Consider the following 22,713-nt stretch of genomic DNA (forward strand, 5'->3'; position numbering starts at 1 on the left):
GAGCCTCACTATTAGCAGCAAGGCTCTTTTCTATCATCAATATGCTAGCCTTTTGAATAAAAACTAGTAATAAACTTCATATCACTATTTCTTATCCATTAGCAAGTAAGTAACCCATTTATTTTCAAATCGAATCTTTTCTTATTCTACAGAGAAGATGAAAGAATACACCGGTTGGTTCCCTGCATGTACTTCTACTTCTGCATCTTCAAAGTTCTCTTCTACAAACGCAACTAATTTAGCCACTTCTTCATCTGTTGCATCTTCACCTTGTAGAATCGTTACGATTTCAGAATCTTCATCAATTAGCGCTTCTAGTAATTGCTTTGCAGCTCCCACTTTCTCAGCATTTGTAGATACAATTTTCCCATCTGCAATACACATGAAATCATCTTTTTGAATCGCTACACCGTCAATTTCCGTATCACGAACAGCATACGTAATCTGACCTGTTTTCACATGAGCTAAAGCTTCTTTCATGTTTTCTTCATTCTCTTCTAGCGTTCCAACTGGATTAAATGCTAACATTGCAGCCATACCTTGAGGAACTGTTTTTGAACGAATAACAATAACTTCTTGTTCTACAACTGACGCTGCTTGTTCTGCTGCCATCACGATATTCCCGTTATTTGGTAAGATGATGATTTTTTCAGCATTCGCCTCTTCAATCGCCTTCACAATATCCTCCGTACTCGGATTCATCGTTTGGCCACCTTCGATGACTTTCGTTGCACCAATGCTCTCAAGTAGAGTTTTAATACCCGATCCCATAGCTACAGTTACAATACCATACGGTTGTTTCTCTAGTGGCTGATTCGTTTGTTCAGGTACCATGGTAGGTTCATCTAATAAAGCAGTATGCTGTTCACGCATATTTTCTACTTTGATCTTAATTAGACTACCGTAACGTTGTCCATAGTTCATAGGATCTCCAGGATGTTCCGCATGAATATGAACCTTTACAACCTCATCATCCGATACAACAAGTAGTGAATCTCCGTACACACTAATATCTTCACGGAATTTTTGTTCAGAGAAATTATGTTCCTTCATTTTTCCAGGCTCTAATTTCACCATGAACTCCGTACAATATCCATACTTAATATCTTCTGTACTCAATTGGCTTTGTACACTACGGTGATGTTCTGCACGTACCATGTCATTCATAGATGGTTGGGCAGGCATATCAGAAGAAATCGTTTCTCCTTTTAAGTCAGCTAAAAATCCTTCATATACAACAACAAGACCTTTACCACCGCTATCTACAACGCCAACTTGTTTTAATACAGGTAATAAATCTGGCGTACGATTTAACGATGCGTTTGCTTCTTTTACAACGTCTTCCATAAACAAAACAAAGTCGCGCTGTTTTTTCGCAACTGTCACTGCATATTTACCCGTTTCTCTTGCAACCGTTAAAATCGTTCCTTCAATTGGTTTCATAACCGCTTTGTAAGCTGCCTCTACTCCAGCTTCTAAAGCTGCAGCAAAATCAACTGTCGTTAATTCTTCTTTTTGTTCAATGGATTTAGAGAAACCACGGAATAACTGAGATAAAATAACCCCAGAGTTACCACGAGCTCCCATTAATAATCCTTTGGCTAAACTTACACCGACTTTACCAGCATGCTGCGAAGGATTTGCTTTCACTTCACGTGCGCCTGAAGTCATTGATAAGTTCATGTTTGTACCGGTATCGCCATCTGGAACTGGGAATACGTTTAATGCATCAACAAGCTGAACATTATTTGTTAAATTATTGGCTCCTTGAATGATCATTTGTGATAAACGTTTTCCATCAATTTTTTGAATTGACACAGATTTTCCTCCTTAATGCACATTACAAGTTTATTACTTTAACTCCTTGTACGTAGATGTTTACAGAATCTACTGCTAGTCCTACAGTTTGATCTAATGTATATTTCACTTTAGTCTGCACGTTATGTGCTACTTCTGAAATTTTCGTACCATAGCTCACAATAATATACATATCAATATGTACTTCATCTTCATTTTTACGAACAATAACGCCTCTAGTGAAGTTTTCTTTTCGTAAAATTTCTGTTAATCCATCTTTTAACTGATTTTTTGATGCCATACCTACGATACCGTAGCAATCTACTGCGGCACCTCCAGCAATTGTTGCAATTACATCTGTACTAATATCAATTTGACCGTACTTCGTTTTAATTTCAATTGACATCTCGTTTCCCCCTTCATAAATGGTGAAAGTGAGCTAGACTACTTTAGTTACTATCATATAATCTTTTTAAAGAAAATTCCATCGTTCTTTCTTTTTCACTCTCATATTTTATGTTTTAAATTACATTTTTTTATGATGAGCAAAATAGTCCATTGTTATTATACAACATGTACCACTATAATATGTCAAGCAATTTTTCTTGATTTCACCTTTTCTTCATTGACATATAGTGTCAAGTATTTTTTCTTGATTTCTTTTTCCTACGGTGTTGCATTCTCTTTTTAGTTGTGTTAAATTATAGTAGTGTTTTTAGCATCGCATAAAAGACTAATATTGAAAAATTACGTATGTTACGGTAGTTAAGGGAGGGAAATATAAATGGCTCGTGTTTGTGCTATCACTGGAAGAAAAGCTCGTTCTGGTAACTCTCGTTCTCACGCAATGAACGCTACAAAACGTAAATGGGGCGCTAACCTTCAAAAAGTTCGCGTACGCATCGACGGAAAAGTTCAACGTGTTTACGTTTCTGCTAGAGCATTAAAATCTGGCAAAATCGAACGTGTTTAATAATAAAAAAAAGAGCCGCTAGGCTCTTTTTTTATTATACCATTGGAAAAAGCACCGGTAATAGGTGCTTTTTTTAGTCTTTTTTGAAGGTATTTAACATCGCACGAACAATTCCACCAAGAAATTTAGGTAACTTAATTGTATAAAATCTCATGGTTTCCCTCCTAATCCCCATTACTCCACTTGTTCACTATATGATGCAAGGAGCAAAATTGTTTCTTCAATCAGTGCTTCTTATCATCATTAATATGCCAGAAGTGAATGAAAAAGTACCTTTTTCCTCAACGAGTTCATTACTAATACAAAGTGTCGATCCCCACTCTATTGTTTTATTAGTAAGGGGATACTTAAAACCGTGAAGTGTAATACCTTCTACCCTTTCAGTAACTGGTACAAATGATACGTATGGAAAATGTTCGTTTCCTTCAATTATATACATACCAAACTTTTTCACCATTATTTCATTTTTATTGTCCACAATACACATTTCTATATTTACTTCTAATCCCTTTAAAAGCATCTGAATATTCGCTAAACCATGATCAAGTCTTCCACCAGTAGCACCAAAAATACGAATTAATTTTGGTTTCTGTTCTAAAGCCCAGCTAATTGCAATTTCTAAATCTGTTTGATCTTTTTCTCGCGGGACGATATGTAATTCATTTGTTTGTTGCCTCATCCATGCTAATTCCTCATCAGTAACTGAATCATAATCCCCAAACGCAACAGCCGGAGTGATCCCTCTTTTCAACAAACGGTACACTCCTCTATCAACGGCCGCCCAAACTACTTCTTCATTTTCATACCGCGAAAAATCTGCGCAGTATTCTGCAGGTCCTCCCGCTAAAATATGAATAATCATTTTTCCTTCCCCTTCTATTGTAAAAAGGCAATCTGCCATTCGGTAGATTGCCTTTCTCCTTATTTGCCACTCTAACATGTATAAATAGTGAAGTCTTAATGAACTAGAAGCTTCACTAGGATAAAGGTTCGTTCATTCTTTATCCGCGAATTACACGAATTGCTTCACCGCGGTCTTTTTGATTGTATACTGCTGATCCCGCTACAAGAACATTCGCTCCTGCTTCAATACAAAGTCTTGCCGTTTCAGCATTGACACCACCATCAACTTCAATTTCCACTTCTAGATTTCGCTCTTTAACCATTTCTGCAACTTGTTTGATTTTCGGTAATACAGAATGAATAAACTTCTGCCCGCCAAATCCAGGATTTACTGTCATAAGTAATACCATGTCTATATCTTCTAATACATGCTCAATCGTTGAAACTGGAGTATGCGGATTTAATACAACCCCTGCTTTAATGTCATGAGATTTAATTAACTGAATTGTACGATGTAAATGAGGACACGCTTCTACATGAACAGTAATAATATCCGCTCCCGCTTTTGCGAAAGTTGGGATATAGTTATCAGGATTTTCAATCATTAAATGTACATCTAACGGTAATGATGTAATAGGACGGATTGCTTCTACAATTAATGGTCCAATCGTAATATTTGGTACGAAATGCCCATCCATTACATCGACGTGAATATAGTCAGCTCCGCCTTTTTCTACATCTTTAATCTCTTCCCCTAATCTTGAAAAATCTGCTGATAAAATCGATGGTGCAATTTTAATCATGACTAATACCTCGGCTTTCTCTCTCTAATTTCTTCTACGAATTGTTTGTAATTCTTATAACGATATTCGGTAATCTTTCCTTCTTCCACCGCAGCTTTCACCGCACATTTCGGTTCAGCAAGGTGTGTACACCCTCTAAATTTACAGTATTGGCTCGCTTCTTTCAACTCTGGAAAACAATATGTAAGATCTTCTACCTCTATATCTATGAAATCAAGCGAACTAAAACCAGGTGTATCCGCAACAAGTCCGCTTCCAACTGTAATTAATTCTACGTGTCTTGTCGTATGCTTTCCACGTCCTAAATGTGAAGAAATATCATTAGTTTTCAATTCTAAATCTGGACGTAATACGTTTAGCATTGAAGATTTCCCAACACCAGATTGGCCTGCAACGACGGAAATACAACCTTCTAAGAATGGTTTCAGAATATCAATACTTTCCGATGTATTTATAGAAGTAAACAACACATCATAACCCATTTCACGATAATCATTTGCATAAGATTCAACAGTTTCTCTCATTTTTTCATCTACTAAATCCATCTTACTAATACAAATAATTGGTTTAATGTTATGATATTCAATTAATACTAAAAATCGATCTAACAGTCCTGGATTAAAATCTGGTTCTACCGCAGAGAAAACAAGAATAGCTTGATCAACATTAGCAATAGGAGGTCTAACAAGTTCATTTTTCCGATCAAATACTTCTAACACATAACCTTCATTCGGATTATCCGCTTGAAAAACAACTTGGTCTCCTACAAGTGGCGTAATTTTATTCTTTCTAAATACACCACGCCCACGACATTGTGTAATCCCTTCCTCATTCTGCACATAATAAAACCCACTTAGAGCTTTTACAATTTTTCCTTCTGGCATATAATTCTCCTTTATTTTGTATAAAATGAAACTGCAATTAAATATGAATAGACTAGCGTTCTGTAAACAATTAGTTCAAAGCCCACCAAATATATATCCAGGTTCATATATTTAATCTACCATCAAATTTGAAATATTATTTACAACAGTATCACTTTTACAGCTTTTTGAATCATATATTTTTGCCTGTTATACAGTCCACGATGTAGACAGCATAACAGGCAAGAGTAATAAATTCCATCTTCTATATAAGGACGATAGAATTCACTATTATTGAGCTGGATATGGTACTTCCTTGTCCATAATCGTTACTCCATCTCGGACAATTTTATAGTGTCCCTTTGCACCTTCTTGAATTACAAATTCTAAAGAAATAATCGCTGACTCAGTAATTGTTCTCGTTTCAACTGGTTTATCCATTTTTTGCTGCATATCTTCTTTATAAATTTCTATTGTTTGCGGCTTTTTCTCACCTGTTGCAGAAGCTTCATATGGGATAGAAATGTTATCCACTTTTACCGTTTTCGTCACTTTAGGCTTCGGACCATCGGAGATAACAATCGATACTTTATCTCCTTCTTTTAAAGGTGTCCCAGGCTTTGGTAACTGTGAAATAACAAGACCTTTATCAACCTTATCTGAATACTCTCTTTGTATATCAGAAACAAGCTTTCTTTCATTTAAATAACCTTTTACACTATTTTCAGTCCATCCTGAAAAATCACCTGGTCTTATTTGATAAGGTCCTTTACTTACCCAAATTTTCAGCTCTTGTTCTGTCTCTATAACCATTTGATCAGGCGTTGGTATTTGCTCTACAATTTCACCTTTCGGCTTATCATTTTCAATATAATTTATTGTAACTTGTTTATATTCTTCTTCTAACTCAGCTCTTATACTCTCGAAATCTTTTCCTGTCAAATCACGCATCTTACTTTTCTTTTTCCCACCTGATTGATAGATAGTAATTTTAGAGTTTTCTTTCACTACTCTTCCTGCTATAGGATCTGTTTTTATCACTTTTCCGGCTTCAACATCATCTGTATATACAAGATTAGGTTCAGTAACTTCAAAACCTTTTTCAACTAATGTATTTACAGCTGTCGTATATTTCATACCAGCCACATCAGGAACCTTCACATCTTTCGGAATAAAGAAGCCTGGAATAACAGTAAGTGCTAATGTTATCCCTATCGCTAAAAGTAAAAATGTTGTAATTAAAACTTTCAGCCATTTATTATTTCGCTTTTTCTTCTTACCTGATTTAGTCTCTTCTTTTCTTACTTGTTCATCCACTTTACTTCCTTTTAATACAATCGTTTCATCACTTACATTTTGAAATAGTTGTTCTTGTTGAATAATTGGAATCGCTTTCGTTGCTTCCATATCTTCTGGTATGTAAAATGGTTGTTCATTTATTCGTTCTGGGTATAGTGCTGTTTCAATATCTCGTTTCATCGCGTTAGCAGATTGATATCGATGGAACGGATCTTTCGCAGTTGCCTTTAATATAATATTTTCAACACTTTGTGGAATATTGTCATTCCATCTTTTTGGGGATGGCATTTCATTTTGTAAATGTTTTAACGCAATTGCAACAGCAGATTCACCAGAAAACGGTTGTCTTCCTGTTAACAATTCAAACATAACAATCCCAAGTGAATAAATATCTGATTGTTTATTCGCTATACCGCCGCGCGCTTGTTCTGGTGATAAATAATGCACCGAACCGAGCACCGAATTTGTATGTGTAATTGTTGCTGCACTTGTAGCTGTCGCAATTCCAAAGTCTGTTACTTTGACCACTCCGTCATCTCGAATCAAAATATTGTGCGGTTTAATATCACGATGTACAATCTCAAAATGATGGGCGTGTGCCATAGCGGACGTTAACTGCTCCATTATATCAAGAGCCTCTCCTATCGGTAACATCCCTCGATCAATTATGTATTGCTTCAATGTTCGTCCAGGTACATATTCCATTACAAGATAATATATATCATCCTCTTCCCCAACATCATACATATTCACAATATTTGGATGCGACAACGTTGTAACAGATTGCGCTTCTCGATGGAAACGTTTAATAAACTCTTCATTATTTGAATAGTCGAGTCTTAATATTTTTACCGCTACATCTCGGCCGAGTATATCATCATGAGCTAAATATACATTGGCCATTCCTCCACCGCCAATCATTTTCAGCAGCTTATAACGGTCATTTAAGCGTTTTCCAATCAGCACGTTGCACTTCACCTACTTTCGTTTGTCGAATCCGTATAATCAATAATAACGAGGGTAATATTATCTTCTCCACCACGATCATTTGCTAATTGAATGAGATGCTCTCCCTTCGCCTCGAGCTGTTCATTCAATTGTAAAATTTGTTGCATATCAGCAATAGAAACTTTGTTAGACAATCCATCTGAGCAAAGAAGTAATTGATCATCTTCTTCAAGCACCAATGTTTTAACATCTAATCCAACTGTTTCTTCATTTCCTAATGCTCTTAACAAAACATTCTTTTTCGGGTGATATTCTGCATCTTCCTTTGAAATTTCGCCATGTCTTACAAGTTCATTTACAAGCGAATGATCTTCCGTTACAAGCGTCATTTCCCCCTCTGATACCATATAACAACGACTATCTCCTATATGACCTATCGTCACAAAATTCGATGTACAAATGGCTATTATAAGTGTTGTTCCCATGCCATTACATTCTGCATGCTGCTGAGAGTAAGCATATATGCGCTCATTAATAATTCCAACGTTAGTATGTAACCACTTTTCTACCTTTTTAGGCTCATTCATATTATGCGTTTGCTTCCAATAATCATGGAATAATTGAATAGCCATCGAGCTAGCTACATCGCCAGCTCGATGACCTCCCATTCCATCTGCTACTACCGCTAAAATATTTCCATCTAAATTGCGAAAAACTCCTGCACTATCTTCATTATGTTGACGAACTTTTCCTTTATCCGATAGAAACACGGCTTTCATCTAGTCACCTCGTCTCTTCTTTGCGCTCCTTTGCACGCAACTGACCGCAGGCTGCATCAATATCATGACCTTGTTCACGGCGAATGGTTACATTCACTCCACGATCTTTTAGCGTCTTTTCAAATAAGAAAATTTGCTCTCGTGGCGTACGTACATAATCACGTTCTGGCACGTAGTTTACCGGAATTAAGTTTACATGACATTTTACACCTTTTAAGAGCGCAGCAAGTTCTTCAGCGTGCTCAACTTGGTCATTTTCTCCTCCAAATAAGCCATATTCAAATGTAATACGACGCCCTGTTCTATTTACATAGTATTTAACAGCTTCCATTAAATCAGGTAGCTTATAAGCACGGTTGATCGGCATTAATTTTGAACGTATCTCTGTATTTGCAGCATGCAATGAAATCGCAAAATTAATTTGCATATCTTCTTCAGCGAACTTATAAATTTTTGGAACAATTCCACTTGTTGAAACTGTCATATGTCTTGCACCAATATGAATTCCTTTTTCATGATTTACAATGCGTAAGAATGACATTAAGTTATCATAATTATCAAATGGCTCTCCAATTCCCATAACAACAAGAGAACTTACACGTTCTTCTGTTTCATCAAGCGCACGCTGAACTTCGACTACTTGCGCTACAATTTCTCCAGCCTCTAAGTTTCGTTTTAACCCACCAAGTGTAGAAGCACAGAACGTACAGCCAATGCGGCAACCCACCTGTGTTGTTACACAAATGGAATTTCCATATTCATGTCGCATTAGTACAGTTTCAATAGAGTATCCATCGTATAACTGGAATAGGAATTTAATCGTTCCATCCGAAGACGTTTGTTTTACTAAAGTGTTTAAAGTAGTAATATCAAAGGAATTCGACAATTTATCGCGCAATCCTTTAGCAAGGTTTGACATATCCTCATAATTTTTTACACGTTTTTTATATAGCCAATCAAAAATTTGTCCTGCACGGAACTTAGGTTCTCCTTGTTCCTTTAACCAATCTTGCATTTCATGAAGTTGTAAAGAATAAATTGATGGTTTCTTTGTTTCTAGATTTTTCTTTTGTTTTTTTACAGTCGTTTCCATGATGCTACACCTTCTTTCTTAAACAAGCAATATAAAAGCCATCTGTTGCAAAATAATGCGGTAAAATTCGTACTTGACCTTCATCAATATACGGATTTAACTTTTCTGGCATGCGATCTTTTATCGTAGTATCCCATTCAAATTCAGGATGCTCTTGTAAAAATTGCTTTATTACTTGTTCATTTTCTATTTTTTCAATTGTGCACGTACTATAAACAAGGCGACCACCTTGTTTTAACAATGGTGCTATTTTTTCTAGTATCGCAAGTTGAATCGTTGATAACCTTTCACTATCGCCCTTATCTTTACCTAACTTAATATCAGGTTTACGTCTAATAACACCAAATCCAGAACATGGTGCATCTACTAATATTTTGTCAAAAGATTCATTTGCAAAATGCTCTTGAACTTTTCTAGCATCTAAAGCCATCGTTTCTACATTTTCTAAACCAAGTCTCTTCGCCTGTTGTTCAATTAAACGTACTTTATGTGCGTGTAAATCAAGCGACATTACCTTACCAGTTCCGTCCAAACGCTCTGCAATATGAGTTGTTTTTCCGCCAGGAGCAGCACAACTATCTAGAACTGTATCTCCTTTATTCGGTTCTAAAGCACGTGCTACAAGCATTGAGCTTTCATCTTGAATAGAAAGGAAACCTTTTTTGAACGCTTCTGTATGTGCGACATTTCCTCTTTCAATTTGAATTGCATCCTCTGACAATTCACCACGTTTTGCTTCTATACCCTCATCAGCTAATAACGCAACCGCTTCTTCTACCGTTACTTTATCAACATTTACACGTGCTGTTGGTACAGGTGGCAACATATTTACTTCACACATTTTCTCTGCTGTCTCTAAACCATATTCGGATGCCCATTCTTGTACAAGCCACATTGGATGACTCGTTGCAATCGCAAGACGTTCTACTGGATTTTCGATTTCTTCTAACGAAGGTACACCTTCTCGCTGAATTGAACGCAATACTCCGTTCACCATGCCTGAAATCCCTTTATGCCCACGACGCTTTGCAATCTCAACTGCTTCATGAATAGCCGCTCTTTCTGGAACTCGGTCTAAATATAGCATTTGATATAGAGATAGGCGAAGCAACACTCTTACCCACGCTTCAACCTTTTTTCTTAAAAATGGTTGTAAATAATAATCTAGTGTGTCACGACGTTGAATTGTTCCATATACCATTTCAGTTAATAAACCAATATCTTTTCTGTCAATTGTATTTTTTTCAATCAAATTATTTAAAAGTAAGTTGCTATATGCACCACTTTTTTCTACTTGAATTAAGCCATCCAGAGCTAACTCACGAACATTTTGTCTCATGCATTTTCTCCTAACTTCGTACCAATTTCAGGTTTTGTTCCACGTAAAAATTGTGAACAACTCATACGCTTTTTACCAGATGGTTGCAATTCAGTGATTTTAACGCCTGTCTCGTTCCCTGTTGCAACAACAAATCCATCTTCTTCAAGAGCTACTATTGTACCTGGTTCAGCTTTCTCTGTAATAGAGACCTTCTCTCCCCACCATACTTTAATAACTTGTCCTGCCAAAGTCGTATAAGCAACTGGCCATGGATTCAATCCGCGAATGTGATTGTATACTTCTTCACCTGTTTTTGTCCAATCAATTATCTCTTGCTCACGTTTTATATTATATGCAAACGTCACTTCAGCTTCACTTTGTTTAATTGGTTCTAGTTTACCCTGAATTAATAAAGGAACCGTTTTAGATAAAAGGTGTGCTCCTGCTTCGCTTAACTTATCAAATAATGAACCTGTTGTTTCACGCTCTTCAATTTCTACTTCTACTTGCGTTAATATATCGCCCGCATCTAATTTTTCTACCATATACATAATTGTAATACCTGTTTTCTCTTTACCTTCCATGATCGCATAATGAATTGGTGCACCACCGCGAAGTTCTGGAAGTAATGATGCGTGGACATTAATACATCCATACTTTGGCGCTTCTAAAATTTCATTCGGTACGATTTGTCCAAATGCTGCTGTTACAATTAAGTCTGGCTCTAGTGCTAATACTTTTTCATATTCGTCTTTTTCACGAATTTTTAACGGCTGTACTACTGGAATACCATGTTTCTCCGCTTCTACTTTAACAGGAGTAGGTGTTAAAACCTTTTTTCTACCAACTGGACGATCAGGTTGCGTTACAACACCAACTACGTCATATCCGTCCTCGATAAGACGACGAAGCACCGGCACAGAAAAGTCCGGTGTCCCCATAAATACTACTTTCATCATTCAAAAACCGCTCCTTTTAAACCTATTCTAATTCGCCTGCTTCATAATACCTTTTCACTTTAGATGTAAATAAAACACCGTGTAAATGATCGATTTCATGCTGAATTGCACGCGCTAAGAAGTCATCCGCTTCTAATAAAAATATTTTACCGCGACGATTTTGTGCACGTACTTTAATGTAATCTGCACGCTCCACTTCACCATAAAGTCCCGGAAAGCTTAAGCAGCCTTCGGGACCTACTTGTTCACCACGTTTTTCTAAAATAACAGGATTAATTAATTCAATTTTACCCGTATCATCACCTATATCAACAACAGCAACTTGTAAGCTTACACCCACTTGTGGCGCAGCTAGACCAACTCCGTCTGCAATTAACATTGTTTCATGCATATCTTTTAACAATTTCACTAACTTTTTATCAAAGTTAATTACTCTTTCGCATGGTGTTTCTAACACTTCATTTGGATGCTTTACAATTTCTAAAACTGCCATATTTCCCTCCGCTACATTAACATTGTTGGATTAAAATCAATTGAGATTTGTAGCTCTTTTTGCATTTCTGCTTGATAATGTTCATTTACCATTTTGAGCACGTTCTTTAAGTTTGGTTCCCGTTTGTATTTTATCATGCATTGGTAACGATATCTATCTTTTATCCTTGGAATTGCTGAAGCAACCGGCCCTAACACCATTGTTTGCCTTGAACAATGCGTTCGTAAATGACCGACAATTTTTTCCGTCACTTGGACTGCCTTTAATAACTCCGGATGAGATACAGTTACAAGTACAACGTAGTAATATGGCGGATATTGTCTCATTTGCCTCATTTGCATTTCGTGCTCATAAAATACATCATATTGTTGATTCTTTGCTAATTCTACACTGTAATGTTCCGGCGTATACGTTTGAATTACAACTTCACCTGGCAATTCATGTCTTCCTGCACGTCCACTTACTTGTGTCAATAGCTGATACGTCTTTTCACTCGCCCGAAAATCAGGTAGATGAAGCATCGTATCCGCCGTTAAAACGCCAACAAGCGTCACCTTCGGAAAATCAAGCCCTTTTGCAATCATTTGTGTTCCAAGTAATATATCTGCTTTCTCTTCACCAAACGCCTTTAATAATTTTTCATGCATTCCTTTACGGCTTGTTGTATCCACATCCATTCGAATGACCCGCGCCTCAGGGAATAGTTTTGTGATTTCTTCTTCAACCTTTTGCGTCCCTGTACCAAAGAAACGAATATACGTACTATTACAAGCAGGACACTCCGTTGGCATATTTTCCTCATGACTACAATAATGACACTTTAAACGATGGTTCATTTTGTGATATGTCAACGAAATATCACAATGCGGACATTGTACGACATACCCACAATCACGACACATCACAAACGTAGAATGACCCCTTCTATTTAAAAAGAGAACCATTTGTTCTTTCTTTTCTAATCGATCTGCTATTTTTTCATGCAGTGCCTTTGAAAACATTGAGCGATTTCCATCACGAAGCTCTTCACGCATATCAACAATTTCTACAGTCGGCAAAGCTTGTTTGTTCATACGTTTTTCCATTGTAAGCAACCCATAGACACCTTTTTTCGCTCTAGCAAACGATTCAAGTGTCGGCGTTGCACTTCCGAGAACGATTGGACACTTATGGTATTGTCCTCTCCACACTGCTACATCTCTTGCATGATACTTTGGGTTATCCTCTTGCTTATAACTTGATTCATGCTCTTCATCAATAATAATGATTCCTAAATTTTCGAATGGAGCAAAAATAGCTGAACGCGCACCAACTACAACTTTCACTTCTTTTCTTAATATCTTTCGCCATTCATCATATTTCTCGCCAACAGAAAGCGCACTGTGAAGAACTGCAACTTGCGAACCGAACCTACCTTTAAAGCGATCTACCATCTGGGGCGTTAGCGCAATTTCAGGAACAAGCACAATTGCTTCTTTTCCTTTCTCGAGCACCGCTGCTATAGATTGTAAATACACTTCAGTCTTACCACTTCCTGTAACACCATATAGTAAAAATGGATTGTAAGTTTCATTTGTAATTGATGACAAAATCGGTGTAATTACTTGTTTTTGTTCCTCAGTAAGCGGAAATGGTTTCGTTTGTTCAAAATCATCATCGTCATACGGACTCCGGTATACCTCTACATACTTTTCTGAGATTAGACCCTTTTTAACAAGTGCTTTTATTGGAGCATCTGTTATTTGTAATTCTTCTGTTAAATTTTTTAACGGTACACTTTTGTAGTTTTCTACAAAATAATAGAGTACATCTTGTTGTTTTTTACTTTTCAGTTCAAATGCTGCTAATTCCAATTTATCTGCCGGCAACTCCGGTTGAACTACTCTTTGTTTCTTCTTCTGCACTTTATCCTTTACTTGATAAACCACTTCAGTCGTACCATTTTTAATTTCTTGTTGAATAGTGCGATATAGGTGCGGCTGTGCTTCGATAACTTCCCAATCTATCGTTTCCTTCCCTTGAAATAAAGAAAGAATTTCTGGTGCTACTTCTTCTCGGTTACGAAGTTGCAGACGCTTTTTATATGTTGCTTTAATCGCCGTCGGAAGCATCACCTGAAAAGCTGAAATCATATAACATAACGTTTCACTTGTAAGCCAATACCCAAGTTTTAATAATTCATCATTTAAAACCGGAGTGACATCTAATATTTCATACAACGCTTTTAACTTTTTACTTTCTAGTTCAACCGAATCCTTTATGCCAATAATAAAACCTTGCAATTTCCTCGGACCGAATGGGACTACTACACGCATTCCTGTTTGCACGATATCTTCCCATTTTTTAGGGATAATATAATCAAACGGTCGATCTGTTTGACGTGCAGGTACATCAACAATTACACTTGCAAACTTCATACATAATCATCTTCTAACATCATTTCTATTTGCTTTAATATTTCACGAGCCACTTCTTTCTTCGTTAAAAGTGGCAGCTCAATGATTTCTCCATCTTTTCTATACATTGTCACAATATTTGTATCCGTACCAAACCCAGCTCCTTGCGCTTTCACGTCATTCGCAACAATCATATTTGCATTTTTCTCACGTAATTTTCTCGTTGCGTATTCCTCTATGTTTGTCGTTTCAGCTGCGAAACCGATAAGTAACTGTCGGTCCTTCTTCTCACCTAACGTTTTTAAAATATCCACTGTTCTTTCTAATTCAATTACAGCATCGCCATTTTTCTTTTTCATTTTATTATCATGAACATATTTCGGACGGTAATCTGCAACGGCTGCTGTTTTGATGACAACATCCACACTCTGATAATGCTGAAGGACTGCCTCTAACATATCTTGTGCAGATTCCACTTGTATTGTTGTGACATGTAATGGTGACTCTAATGCTGTCGGTCCTGACACAAGTATGACATCAGCACCTAAGCCTGCTGCAACTTCTGCGATCGCATACCCCATCTTTCCAGAAGAAAAATTCGTCATAAAACGAACCGGATCAATCTTTTCACGTGTCGGTCCAGCTGTTATTAATATTCGTTTTCCTTGCAATGGTTGTTGTTCTGAGAAAGCCTCTTCTAATCGTCCAATAATTGCTTCAGGTTCTTCCAGTCTTCCTTTTGCTACATAACCACATGCTAAAAAACCTTCCCTAGGCTCAATAAATGTATATCCTAATGTTTTTAACGTCATCATGTTTTTTTGAACAATTTTATTTTCATACATATGCACATTCATAGCAGGTGCAATCCACACTGGAGCTGTAGTAGCTAACAAAGTAGTTGTAATCATATCATCAGCAATACCGCCAGCTAACTTTCCAATGCAATTAGCTGTAGCAGGTGCAACAAGTACAACATCTGCCCAATCCGCTAAATCAATATGAGCAATAACAGCGGAGTCTCTCTCATCAAACGTATCCGTATATACATCATGGCGAGAAAGTGCTTGAAATGTAAGAGGCGTAACAAACTTCATTGCCGACTCACTCATCATTACTTTTACAAGAGCGCCAGCTTGTGTCAATTTACTTGTTAACGCAGCCGCTTTAAAAACTGCAATGCCTCCTGTTACACATAGAAGTATCTTTTTCCCTTTTAGCATATGACTCGTCCTCTTTCTTTTTCAAACTTATTCTACTGAAATAGAATTTCCAGCTCGTCAGTACCAGTATTTCGTTCCGTCTTTTTCGATTCTTTTTCATCCCTATCGTAAAAAAATAACAACCTACTTGTAAATAGGTTGTTACCGTTACATAGAAAATTATAAAGTCTATGTTTTAATTTGTCGAAAAGAATGTCTTAATCAATTATTGTGTCATCGCTTGGTACATATTTTAATACTTCTGCATCGATTTCTTCTAATGATTTACCTACACATTTATGAGAAACAGGCTTTTCAATAACACAATTGTCAGCAATTTGCATTTCACGTGCACGCTTTGCAGCTACTGTTACAAGTGTATATTTAGAATCGATTTTTGTTAATAATGAGTCAATTGATGGATTTAACATAATTATAGACCCTCCGTCATTTCTTTATAGTATTTTGCCACTCTTTCGCGGCGGCAATGTTCACCAACCACAATTGCTTTAATTCGGTCGCAAGCTAATTCAACTTGATCGTTTTCTACAACATAGTCATAAGCGTCCATCATTTCGATTTCTTCTTTCGCTACAGTTAAACGATTTTCAATAACATCTTCAGTTTCTGTACCACGGCCGACAATTCGGTTCTTTAGTTCAGATAAACTTGGAGGTGCTAAGAAAATAAATACACCTGCTGGGAAGGCTTTCTTAACTTGAATTGCTCCTTGCACTTCAATTTCTAAGAACACATCTTTTCCTTCTTGTAACGTTTTTTCAACATAATCAATCGGTGTTCCGTAATAATTACCAACGAACTCAGCCCATTCAAGTAACTTTTCATTACGAATCATTTCTTCAAATTCTTCTCTCTCTTTAAAGAAATAATCCACACCATCTACTTCACCTTCACGCGGTTTACGTGTCGTTACTGAAATAGAGTACTGAAAACGTGTGTCTTCATGGCTAAACAGCTCTTTTCGAACCGTTCCTTTCCCGACACCAGAAGGTCCCGAAAGAACGATGAGCAATCCTCTTCTACTTCTCATAAATATGTAAAACCTACCCTTCCTCACTTAAATCTTCTTTATTATTCAAACGATGTGCAATCGTCTCTGGCTGAATTGGACTTAATACTACATGCCCATCATCCATAACAATAACCGCCCTTGTTTTTCTCCCATACGTAGCATCAAGCAAAGCATTATGTTCACGCGCTTCCTGTACTGTCCGTTTAATAGGAGCTGACTCCGGACTTACAATAGCAATAATTCGATGAGCAGATACAATATTTCCGTATCCAATATTTAAAAACCGCATGGCCATAGTTTGCGCCTCCTAGTAAGTCTATCCGATTTCTCCACCACGTATAACTTTATATATTTTTTGAAAGCTACTCAATATTTTGTACTTGTTCACGAATTTTTTCAAGGTTATTTTTCATTTCTACGACATATTTTGAAATTGTTAAGTCATTTGCCTTAGAACCTATCGTATTAACTTCCCTATGCATCTCTTGCACGATGAAGTCCATTTTCCTTCCAACAGGCTCTGTAATTTGCAGTGCTTCACGAAATTGATCTAAATGACTTTGTAATCGAACTAATTCTTCGTGAATATCTGAACGCTCTGCAAATATTGCTACTTCTGTCAACAATCGTTGTTCATCTAAATCTTGATTATGTAATTCTTTTAAGCGATTTTCTAATCGTTCACGATATTTTTGTGTAACAATTGGTGCATGTGGAATAATTGCATTTACACAATTATGAATCTCTTGCAAACGATATGCTATATCTTTATGTAATCGTTCTCCTTCGCCATCTCTCATCGTTTTCAACATATGAGCAGCTTGGCGAACAGCTTCATATAAACCGGTTTCAAATTGTTCATTTACATTTTCTATTTCTTCAACTGCCGTTACTTCTGGCATTCCCATTAGTTGCCCGAGTGTAATAGAATCTTGTAATTGAAATTTCCCTTTTATATCTTCCATAATGGATTGGTACTGCTTGAGAAGTTCCCAATTCACAGTTAATTTTCTTTCAACAAGCCCTTCACCTGTTATACTAATAGACACTTCAATACGTCCACGGCGAACTTGCTTTGCAATTATTTTACGAATCTTGTCTTCAAACGCCATCATTTGCTTCGGAAGCCGAATACTCATTTCTAAAAAACGATGGTTCACCGACTTCATTTCTACTGTTATTTGAAAAGTATCGTTTTCTACCTTCGATCTTCCAAATCCTGTCATACTACAAATCATCTTTATCACATCCAAGCCATGAAATAACTCAATGAAAAAGGCAATAGAGACAAGGCTCTACTACCTTCTGTAAATTATATCATATTTTCATATCATTGACTATTTCAAGTTTAATCCCTTCTTATATAACAGCGGCTTTTTCTTTTTCTCCTTTTTTCTTGTTAATAAGGATCCTACTAATAAGAAGGTCGGAATAGATGATAATCCTCCAATTAACAACCAATCTCGTGCTTGTATCGGCATTGTGCTAAAAATCGGCTGTAATGGTGGATAATATATAACTACAAGCATTAACAGTAAAGAAATAATAACCGCCCCTACTAAATATATATTTCCAAACGGGTTGCGGTGAAATATAGAATGTTCACTACGACAATCAAATACATGAATAAGCTGAGCCAGTACTAATGTTGCGAAGGCTACCGTTTGTGCATACTTCAATTCATTCGGATGCTGGTTAAATGCAATAATAAACGCTACTAATGTCACTGCTCCAATTAGAAAACCACGACTTATAATTTTCCACGCAAGCCCTCTAGCGAACACCCCTTCTTTCGGATGGCGTGGTGTTCTCTTCATCACATCTCCTTCAGCCTTATCCAAACCTAATGCCATCGCTGGTAAACCGTCAGTAACTAAGTTCACCCATAAAATTTGAATTGGAACCATCGGCAATGGCAGTGCAAGTAACATCGCAAATAACATAACTAAAATTTCACCAACGTTAGATGCTAACAAATACCGAATAAACTTCCGAATATTTTCATATATGTTTCTACCTTCTTTAATCGCCGATTTAATCGTAGCAAAGTTATCATCTAACAACACAAGTGACGAAGCTTCTTTTGCAACATCTGTCCCTGTAATTCCCATCGCAATCCCTATATCAGCTGTTTTAATAGCTGGAGCATCGTTCACTCCATCACCTGTCATAGCTACTATATGTCCCTTATTTTGTAGCGCCTTAACGATTTTCAATTTATGCTCAGGAGACACACGAGCGAATACATACGTATCTTCTACAATATCTTCTAATGCCTCTACATCCATATTCGCAAGTTCTACACCTTCAACAACGCGTCCACCCGCCGGTAAAACCCCTAGCTGTTCCGCAATTGCCATTGCCGTCACTTTATGATCTCCCGTAATCATTACCGTTCTAATACCAGCTTCCTTACACTCTTTCACCGCTTGCGCCACTTCTAGTCTTGGCGGATCTATCATTCCTTGTATTCCAACAAGCATAAAATCCTGCTCGACTTCTCTTTCATGTTCAATTGAATCTGTAGCTTTTAACGGTTTAAATGCCACCGCAATCGTTCGTAAAGCTTGACTTCCTAAACTATGAATCGCTGCCTGCACTTCTTTTCGATACATTTCACTTAAAGGCTGCTGCTTATTTCCCCACAAAATTGTTTGACTCATCTGCAAAAGAACATCTGGTGCTCCTTTTGTAATAACAAATTTTTTACCTTCACGATCACGAACGATAACGCTCATCATTTTTCTAGTTGAATCAAAAGGAAATTCACGAATGACTTCAAACTTTCCTTTAAGAGCTTCACGTGATATTCCCGCCTTCATTGCAGCAGCAACGAGAGCTCCCTCTGTTGGATCTCCATCTAACACATACGTCTTTTTCTTTTGAATAACATTCGCATTATTACATAAACAGCCAAATGTAAGTAGTTGATACAGTGATTTCGTCTTAGTAGGGTCAATTACTTCTTCACCTTTCATAAACGAACCTGTTGGCTCATAGCCTTGACCTGTTACTTTCCACAATTCTCCGCCTGACCACATATGTGTTACCATCATTTTATTTTGTGTCATTGTTCCTGTTTTATCTGAGCAAATAACAGAAGCACAGCCTAACGTTTCTACAGCTGGCAACTTTCGCACAATTGCCCTCTTTTTAATCATACGCTGTACACCAAGTGATAGCGCAACCGTAACGATAGCTGGCAATCCTTCTGGAATAGCTGCAACAGCAAGCGAAACCCCAGCCAAAAACATGTGATACACTTCATTCCCTTGATATACACCAGCTAGTACAACAAGAGCCGTCAATATAAGAGCAACAATAATTAAAATTTTTCCAAGCTGTTCTAATCTTCTTTGTAATGGCGTTTCCATTTGCTCAGCATTTTGCAACATATTTGCAATTTGCCCCATAGCTGTATTCATTCCAGTCGCTACGACTACCCCTGTTCCAGCACCTCTCGTTATCATCGTCCCCATAAATGCCATGTTTTTTTGATCACCAATTGAAACATCTTGACCTTGTAACGCATCTACCTTCTTTTGTACAGGCAATGACTCTCCTGTAAGAGCCGATTCTTCAATATATAAACTTGAAGATTCCACAAGGCGAACATCCGCGCCAATACGGTCACCACTAGAAAATTTAATAATATCACCTAGTACAAGCGCTTTTGACGGCGCTTTTATCCACTTCCCATTTCTTAGTACAGTAACTTGAGGAGCTGCCAATTCTTTTAAAGCTTCCAACGATTTTTCAGCTTTCCTCTCTTGGAAGAAACCGAGGACACCATTAATAATAACAATTGCAACAATTGCAATCGAATCAATATACTCTCCTAAAAAAGCTGAAATAATTGTAGCACCAAATAAAACAAGTACCATAAAATCTTTAAATTGCGCTAAAAACACCATAAGCGCAGAAGGCCGCTTTGCTTCTTGCAATTCATTTGTGCCAAATTTCTTTAATCGGCCCTCTGCTTCTTGCTCTGTAAGACCTACCTCCACATTCGTATTCGTTCTTTCCTCCACTTCATGTGCTCGCATTTCATACCAGTTCATCCTGCCATCGACCTCCTGATTCCAGACATACTCTAATGAAAGCTTATTCAGCCTCGTCCAAAAAAATGCTATAATTAACTTTTAGTTAGAAAGGAGTGTTCATTCATGGCATTCGATGGATTATTTACAAGAGCAATTACACATGAAATTGCAAATTCTCTTCAAACAGGAAGAATTTCAAAAATATATCAACCCTCAAAATATGAAGTTTTATTACATATTCGAGCAAACGGAAAAAACCAAAAACTAATTCTTTCATCTCACCCTACATATGCGCGTATGCACTTAACAAATCAAAACTACAATTCACCAGCGCTACCGCCGATGTTTTGTATGCTTCTTCGCAAACATTTAGAAGGTGGATTTATTGAAAAAATTGAACAAATTGACTTAGAACGTATTATTCAAATTACAGTCCGCAGTCGCAATGAAATCGGTGACGAATCAGTAAAAACATTAGTAATCGAAATAATGGGACGACACAGTAATATTATCTTAGTAGATACGAAAACAAATGTTATTTTAGATAGCTTAAAACACGTTTCTTTAGCGGTAAACCGACATCGTACTGTATATGCTGGAGCTGAATATGTTGCCCCACCGGCACAACATAAAGTTAATCCGCTTCTTATCGAAACAGAAGATGATTTTATTAAACCGCTAGACTTTTTATCTGGCAACATGGACAAACAACTTGTCGGAGCATTCATGGGAATTTCCCCATTATTTGCAAAAGAAGTTGTAAAAAAAGCAGGTATGGCAAATGAAAAAGCATTATCTGAAGCTTTCTTCAGCTTGCAAAAACCTTTGCTAACACATCAGTACGTGCCAGCAATGATAACAGCAAATGGAAAAGAGTTCTTTTACCTATTCCCTCTTTCTCACTTACAAGGAAACGAAAAAACATTTTCATCTGTTAGTGAATTATTAGATCGTTTCTTCTTTGGTAAAGCAGAGCGCGATCGTGTAAAACAACAAGCTCACGATTTAGAACGCTTTATGCAAAATGAAAAAACAAAAAACGAAAAGAAGCTAATTAAACTAGAAAAAACATTACAAGATGCCGGAAAAGCAGATAAATATCAACTATTTGGAGAGCTACTTACAGCCAATATGTACGCTTTGAAAAAAGGTGATAAAGAGATAGAAGTCGTTAACTATTACGACGAAAATGGTGGGACTGTAAAAATCACATTAAATCCTTTAAAAACACCATCTGAAAATGCACAACGCTATTTCCAAAAGTACCAAAAAGCGAAAAATTCAGTTGCTATTGTAGAAGAACAAATCGTAAAAACAAATGAAGAAATTCTTTATTTCGATAGCTTACTTCAACAAATGGAGGTTGCTTCTTCAAAAGATATTGAAGAGATTCGTGAAGAACTGACCGAAGAAGGTTATGTACGTAATCGTAAGAAGAAAAACTCAAAGAAAAAACCGACAAAACCAGTATTGGACAAATATTTAGCTAGTGATGGCACAGAAATTTTCGTCGGTAAAAACAATAAGCAAAATGATTATTTAACAACGAAATTCTCCCGTCGTGATGAAATTTGGTTACATACGAAAGACATACCTGGGTCCCACGTTGTCATTCGTTCTCTTGAACCTACGGAAGAGACTTTACAAGAGGCCGCTAAAATCGCTGCTTATTACAGTAAAGCAAAAGATTCTAGTTCTGTTCCTGTAGATTTCACAAAGGTACGCCATGTCAAAAAACCGAGCGGTGCAAAACTTGGATTTGTTACATATGACAATCAACAAACATTATATGTAACACCAGATGCTGATACAGTAATGAAATTAAAAGCGTAAATTAAAAAATGCGTTGCTTGCTAGCAACGCATTCT

At 36.9% G+C, this 22,713-nt stretch carries 21 protein-coding genes; 2 read left to right on the forward strand and 19 right to left on the reverse strand.

Annotated features, from left to right (window positions below; translation table 11 throughout):
- Nucleotides 1-141 precede the first annotated feature (141 nt).
- Nucleotides 142-1,818, reverse strand: a complete 1,677-nt coding sequence (locus JFT95_RS16845; RefSeq protein WP_201052863.1) for a DAK2 domain-containing protein — start codon at nt 1,816-1,818, stop codon at nt 142-144.
- Between the two features lie 22 nt (nt 1,819-1,840).
- Nucleotides 1,841-2,203: an Asp23/Gls24 family envelope stress response protein gene (locus JFT95_RS16850; RefSeq protein ID WP_002014507.1), complete on the reverse strand. Its 363-nt coding sequence runs from the start codon at nt 2,201-2,203 to the stop codon at nt 1,841-1,843.
- Nucleotides 2,204-2,581: 378 nt separating this feature from the next.
- Between JFT95_RS16850 and rpmB the strand changes: the two genes are divergently transcribed.
- Nucleotides 2,582-2,770 carry a 50S ribosomal protein L28 gene (gene rpmB, locus JFT95_RS16855; RefSeq protein ID WP_000124776.1) on the forward strand — a complete coding sequence of 63 codons (189 nt, stop codon included), beginning with the start codon at nt 2,582-2,584 and terminating at the stop codon, nt 2,768-2,770.
- Between the two features lie 73 nt (nt 2,771-2,843).
- On the opposite strand, the gene spoVM is transcribed toward rpmB, so the two are convergent.
- The 17 genes from spoVM to JFT95_RS16940 all read right to left on the reverse strand — a co-directional run bounded on the left by spoVM (nt 2,844) and on the right by JFT95_RS16940 (nt 20,863).
- Nucleotides 2,844-2,924, reverse strand: a complete 81-nt coding sequence (spoVM, locus tag JFT95_RS16860) for a stage V sporulation protein SpoVM (protein ID WP_001213599.1) — start codon at nt 2,922-2,924, stop codon at nt 2,844-2,846.
- A 66-nt stretch (nt 2,925-2,990) separates the two neighbouring features.
- On the reverse strand, nt 2,991-3,671 hold the full coding sequence (locus JFT95_RS16865; protein WP_002014506.1) for a thiamine diphosphokinase: 681 nt from the start codon (nt 3,669-3,671) through the stop codon (nt 2,991-2,993).
- 100 nt (nt 3,672-3,771) lie between these two features.
- Nucleotides 3,772-4,416 carry a ribulose-phosphate 3-epimerase gene (gene rpe / locus JFT95_RS16870; protein WP_002014505.1) on the reverse strand — a complete coding sequence of 215 codons (645 nt, stop codon included), beginning with the start codon at nt 4,414-4,416 and terminating at the stop codon, nt 3,772-3,774.
- A gap of 2 nt (nt 4,417-4,418) precedes the next feature.
- Entirely contained in the window at nt 4,419-5,300 is an 882-nt protein-coding gene (gene rsgA / locus JFT95_RS16875) for a ribosome small subunit-dependent GTPase A (protein ID WP_002014503.1), read from the reverse strand.
- 270 nt (nt 5,301-5,570) lie between these two features.
- The gene (gene pknB, locus JFT95_RS16880) at nt 5,571-7,544 is read right to left on the reverse strand and encodes a Stk1 family PASTA domain-containing Ser/Thr kinase (protein WP_002142922.1); all 1,974 of its coding nucleotides are present in this window, start codon (nt 7,542-7,544) and stop codon (nt 5,571-5,573) included.
- An 8-nt stretch (nt 7,545-7,552) separates the two neighbouring features.
- Nucleotides 7,553-8,305 (reverse strand): Stp1/IreP family PP2C-type Ser/Thr phosphatase, encoded by a 753-nt coding sequence (locus JFT95_RS16885; protein ID WP_201031677.1) that lies wholly within the window; start codon nt 8,303-8,305, stop codon nt 7,553-7,555.
- A 4-nt stretch (nt 8,306-8,309) separates the two neighbouring features.
- Complete coding sequence (gene rlmN, locus JFT95_RS16890; RefSeq protein WP_002014500.1) at nt 8,310-9,398, reverse strand: dual-specificity RNA methyltransferase RlmN; 1,089 nt, start codon at nt 9,396-9,398, stop codon at nt 8,310-8,312.
- 4 nt (nt 9,399-9,402) lie between these two features.
- Nucleotides 9,403-10,737, reverse strand: coding sequence for a 16S rRNA (cytosine(967)-C(5))-methyltransferase RsmB (gene rsmB, locus JFT95_RS16895; RefSeq protein ID WP_002128834.1), 1,335 nt, complete (start codon nt 10,735-10,737; stop codon nt 9,403-9,405).
- Nucleotides 10,734-11,678, reverse strand: a complete 945-nt coding sequence (fmt, locus tag JFT95_RS16900; protein ID WP_002014498.1) for a methionyl-tRNA formyltransferase — start codon at nt 11,676-11,678, stop codon at nt 10,734-10,736. Before fmt ends, rsmB begins: the two co-directional genes overlap by 4 nt.
- Before the next feature lie 22 nt (nt 11,679-11,700).
- The gene (gene def / locus JFT95_RS16905) at nt 11,701-12,171 is read right to left on the reverse strand and encodes a peptide deformylase (RefSeq protein ID WP_002014496.1); all 471 of its coding nucleotides are present in this window, start codon (nt 12,169-12,171) and stop codon (nt 11,701-11,703) included.
- A gap of 11 nt (nt 12,172-12,182) precedes the next feature.
- Complete coding sequence (priA, locus tag JFT95_RS16910) at nt 12,183-14,588, reverse strand: primosomal protein N' (protein ID WP_002128835.1); 2,406 nt, start codon at nt 14,586-14,588, stop codon at nt 12,183-12,185.
- The gene (coaBC, locus tag JFT95_RS16915) at nt 14,585-15,790 is read right to left on the reverse strand and encodes a bifunctional phosphopantothenoylcysteine decarboxylase/phosphopantothenate--cysteine ligase CoaBC (RefSeq protein WP_088040048.1); all 1,206 of its coding nucleotides are present in this window, start codon (nt 15,788-15,790) and stop codon (nt 14,585-14,587) included. Before coaBC ends, priA begins: the two co-directional genes overlap by 4 nt.
- A 197-nt stretch (nt 15,791-15,987) precedes the next feature.
- The gene (gene rpoZ, locus JFT95_RS16920) at nt 15,988-16,200 is read right to left on the reverse strand and encodes a DNA-directed RNA polymerase subunit omega (RefSeq protein WP_016100710.1); all 213 of its coding nucleotides are present in this window, start codon (nt 16,198-16,200) and stop codon (nt 15,988-15,990) included.
- Between the two features lie 2 nt (nt 16,201-16,202).
- Nucleotides 16,203-16,820: a guanylate kinase gene (gene gmk, locus JFT95_RS16925; RefSeq protein ID WP_002014492.1), complete on the reverse strand. Its 618-nt coding sequence runs from the start codon at nt 16,818-16,820 to the stop codon at nt 16,203-16,205.
- Nucleotides 16,821-16,833: 13 nt separating this feature from the next.
- A complete protein-coding gene (remA, locus tag JFT95_RS16930; protein ID WP_001251456.1) occupies nt 16,834-17,097 on the reverse strand; it encodes an extracellular matrix/biofilm regulator RemA in 264 nt (87 codons plus the stop codon).
- A 67-nt stretch (nt 17,098-17,164) separates the two neighbouring features.
- Entirely contained in the window at nt 17,165-18,040 is an 876-nt protein-coding gene (locus tag JFT95_RS16935; RefSeq protein WP_002088227.1) for a YicC/YloC family endoribonuclease, read from the reverse strand.
- 99 nt (nt 18,041-18,139) lie between these two features.
- The gene (locus tag JFT95_RS16940; RefSeq protein WP_002033778.1) at nt 18,140-20,863 is read right to left on the reverse strand and encodes a calcium-translocating P-type ATPase, SERCA-type; all 2,724 of its coding nucleotides are present in this window, start codon (nt 20,861-20,863) and stop codon (nt 18,140-18,142) included.
- Between the two features lie 105 nt (nt 20,864-20,968).
- Between JFT95_RS16940 and JFT95_RS16945 the strand changes: the two genes are divergently transcribed.
- Nucleotides 20,969-22,678 carry an Rqc2 family fibronectin-binding protein gene (locus JFT95_RS16945; RefSeq protein ID WP_002128838.1) on the forward strand — a complete coding sequence of 570 codons (1,710 nt, stop codon included), beginning with the start codon at nt 20,969-20,971 and terminating at the stop codon, nt 22,676-22,678.
- Nucleotides 22,679-22,713 lie beyond the last annotated feature (35 nt).

Origin of the sequence: Bacillus sp. TH17 (genome assembly GCF_016651125.1) — a bacterium.
GTDB lineage: Bacteria > Bacillota > Bacilli > Bacillales > Bacillaceae_G > Bacillus_A > Bacillus_A mycoides.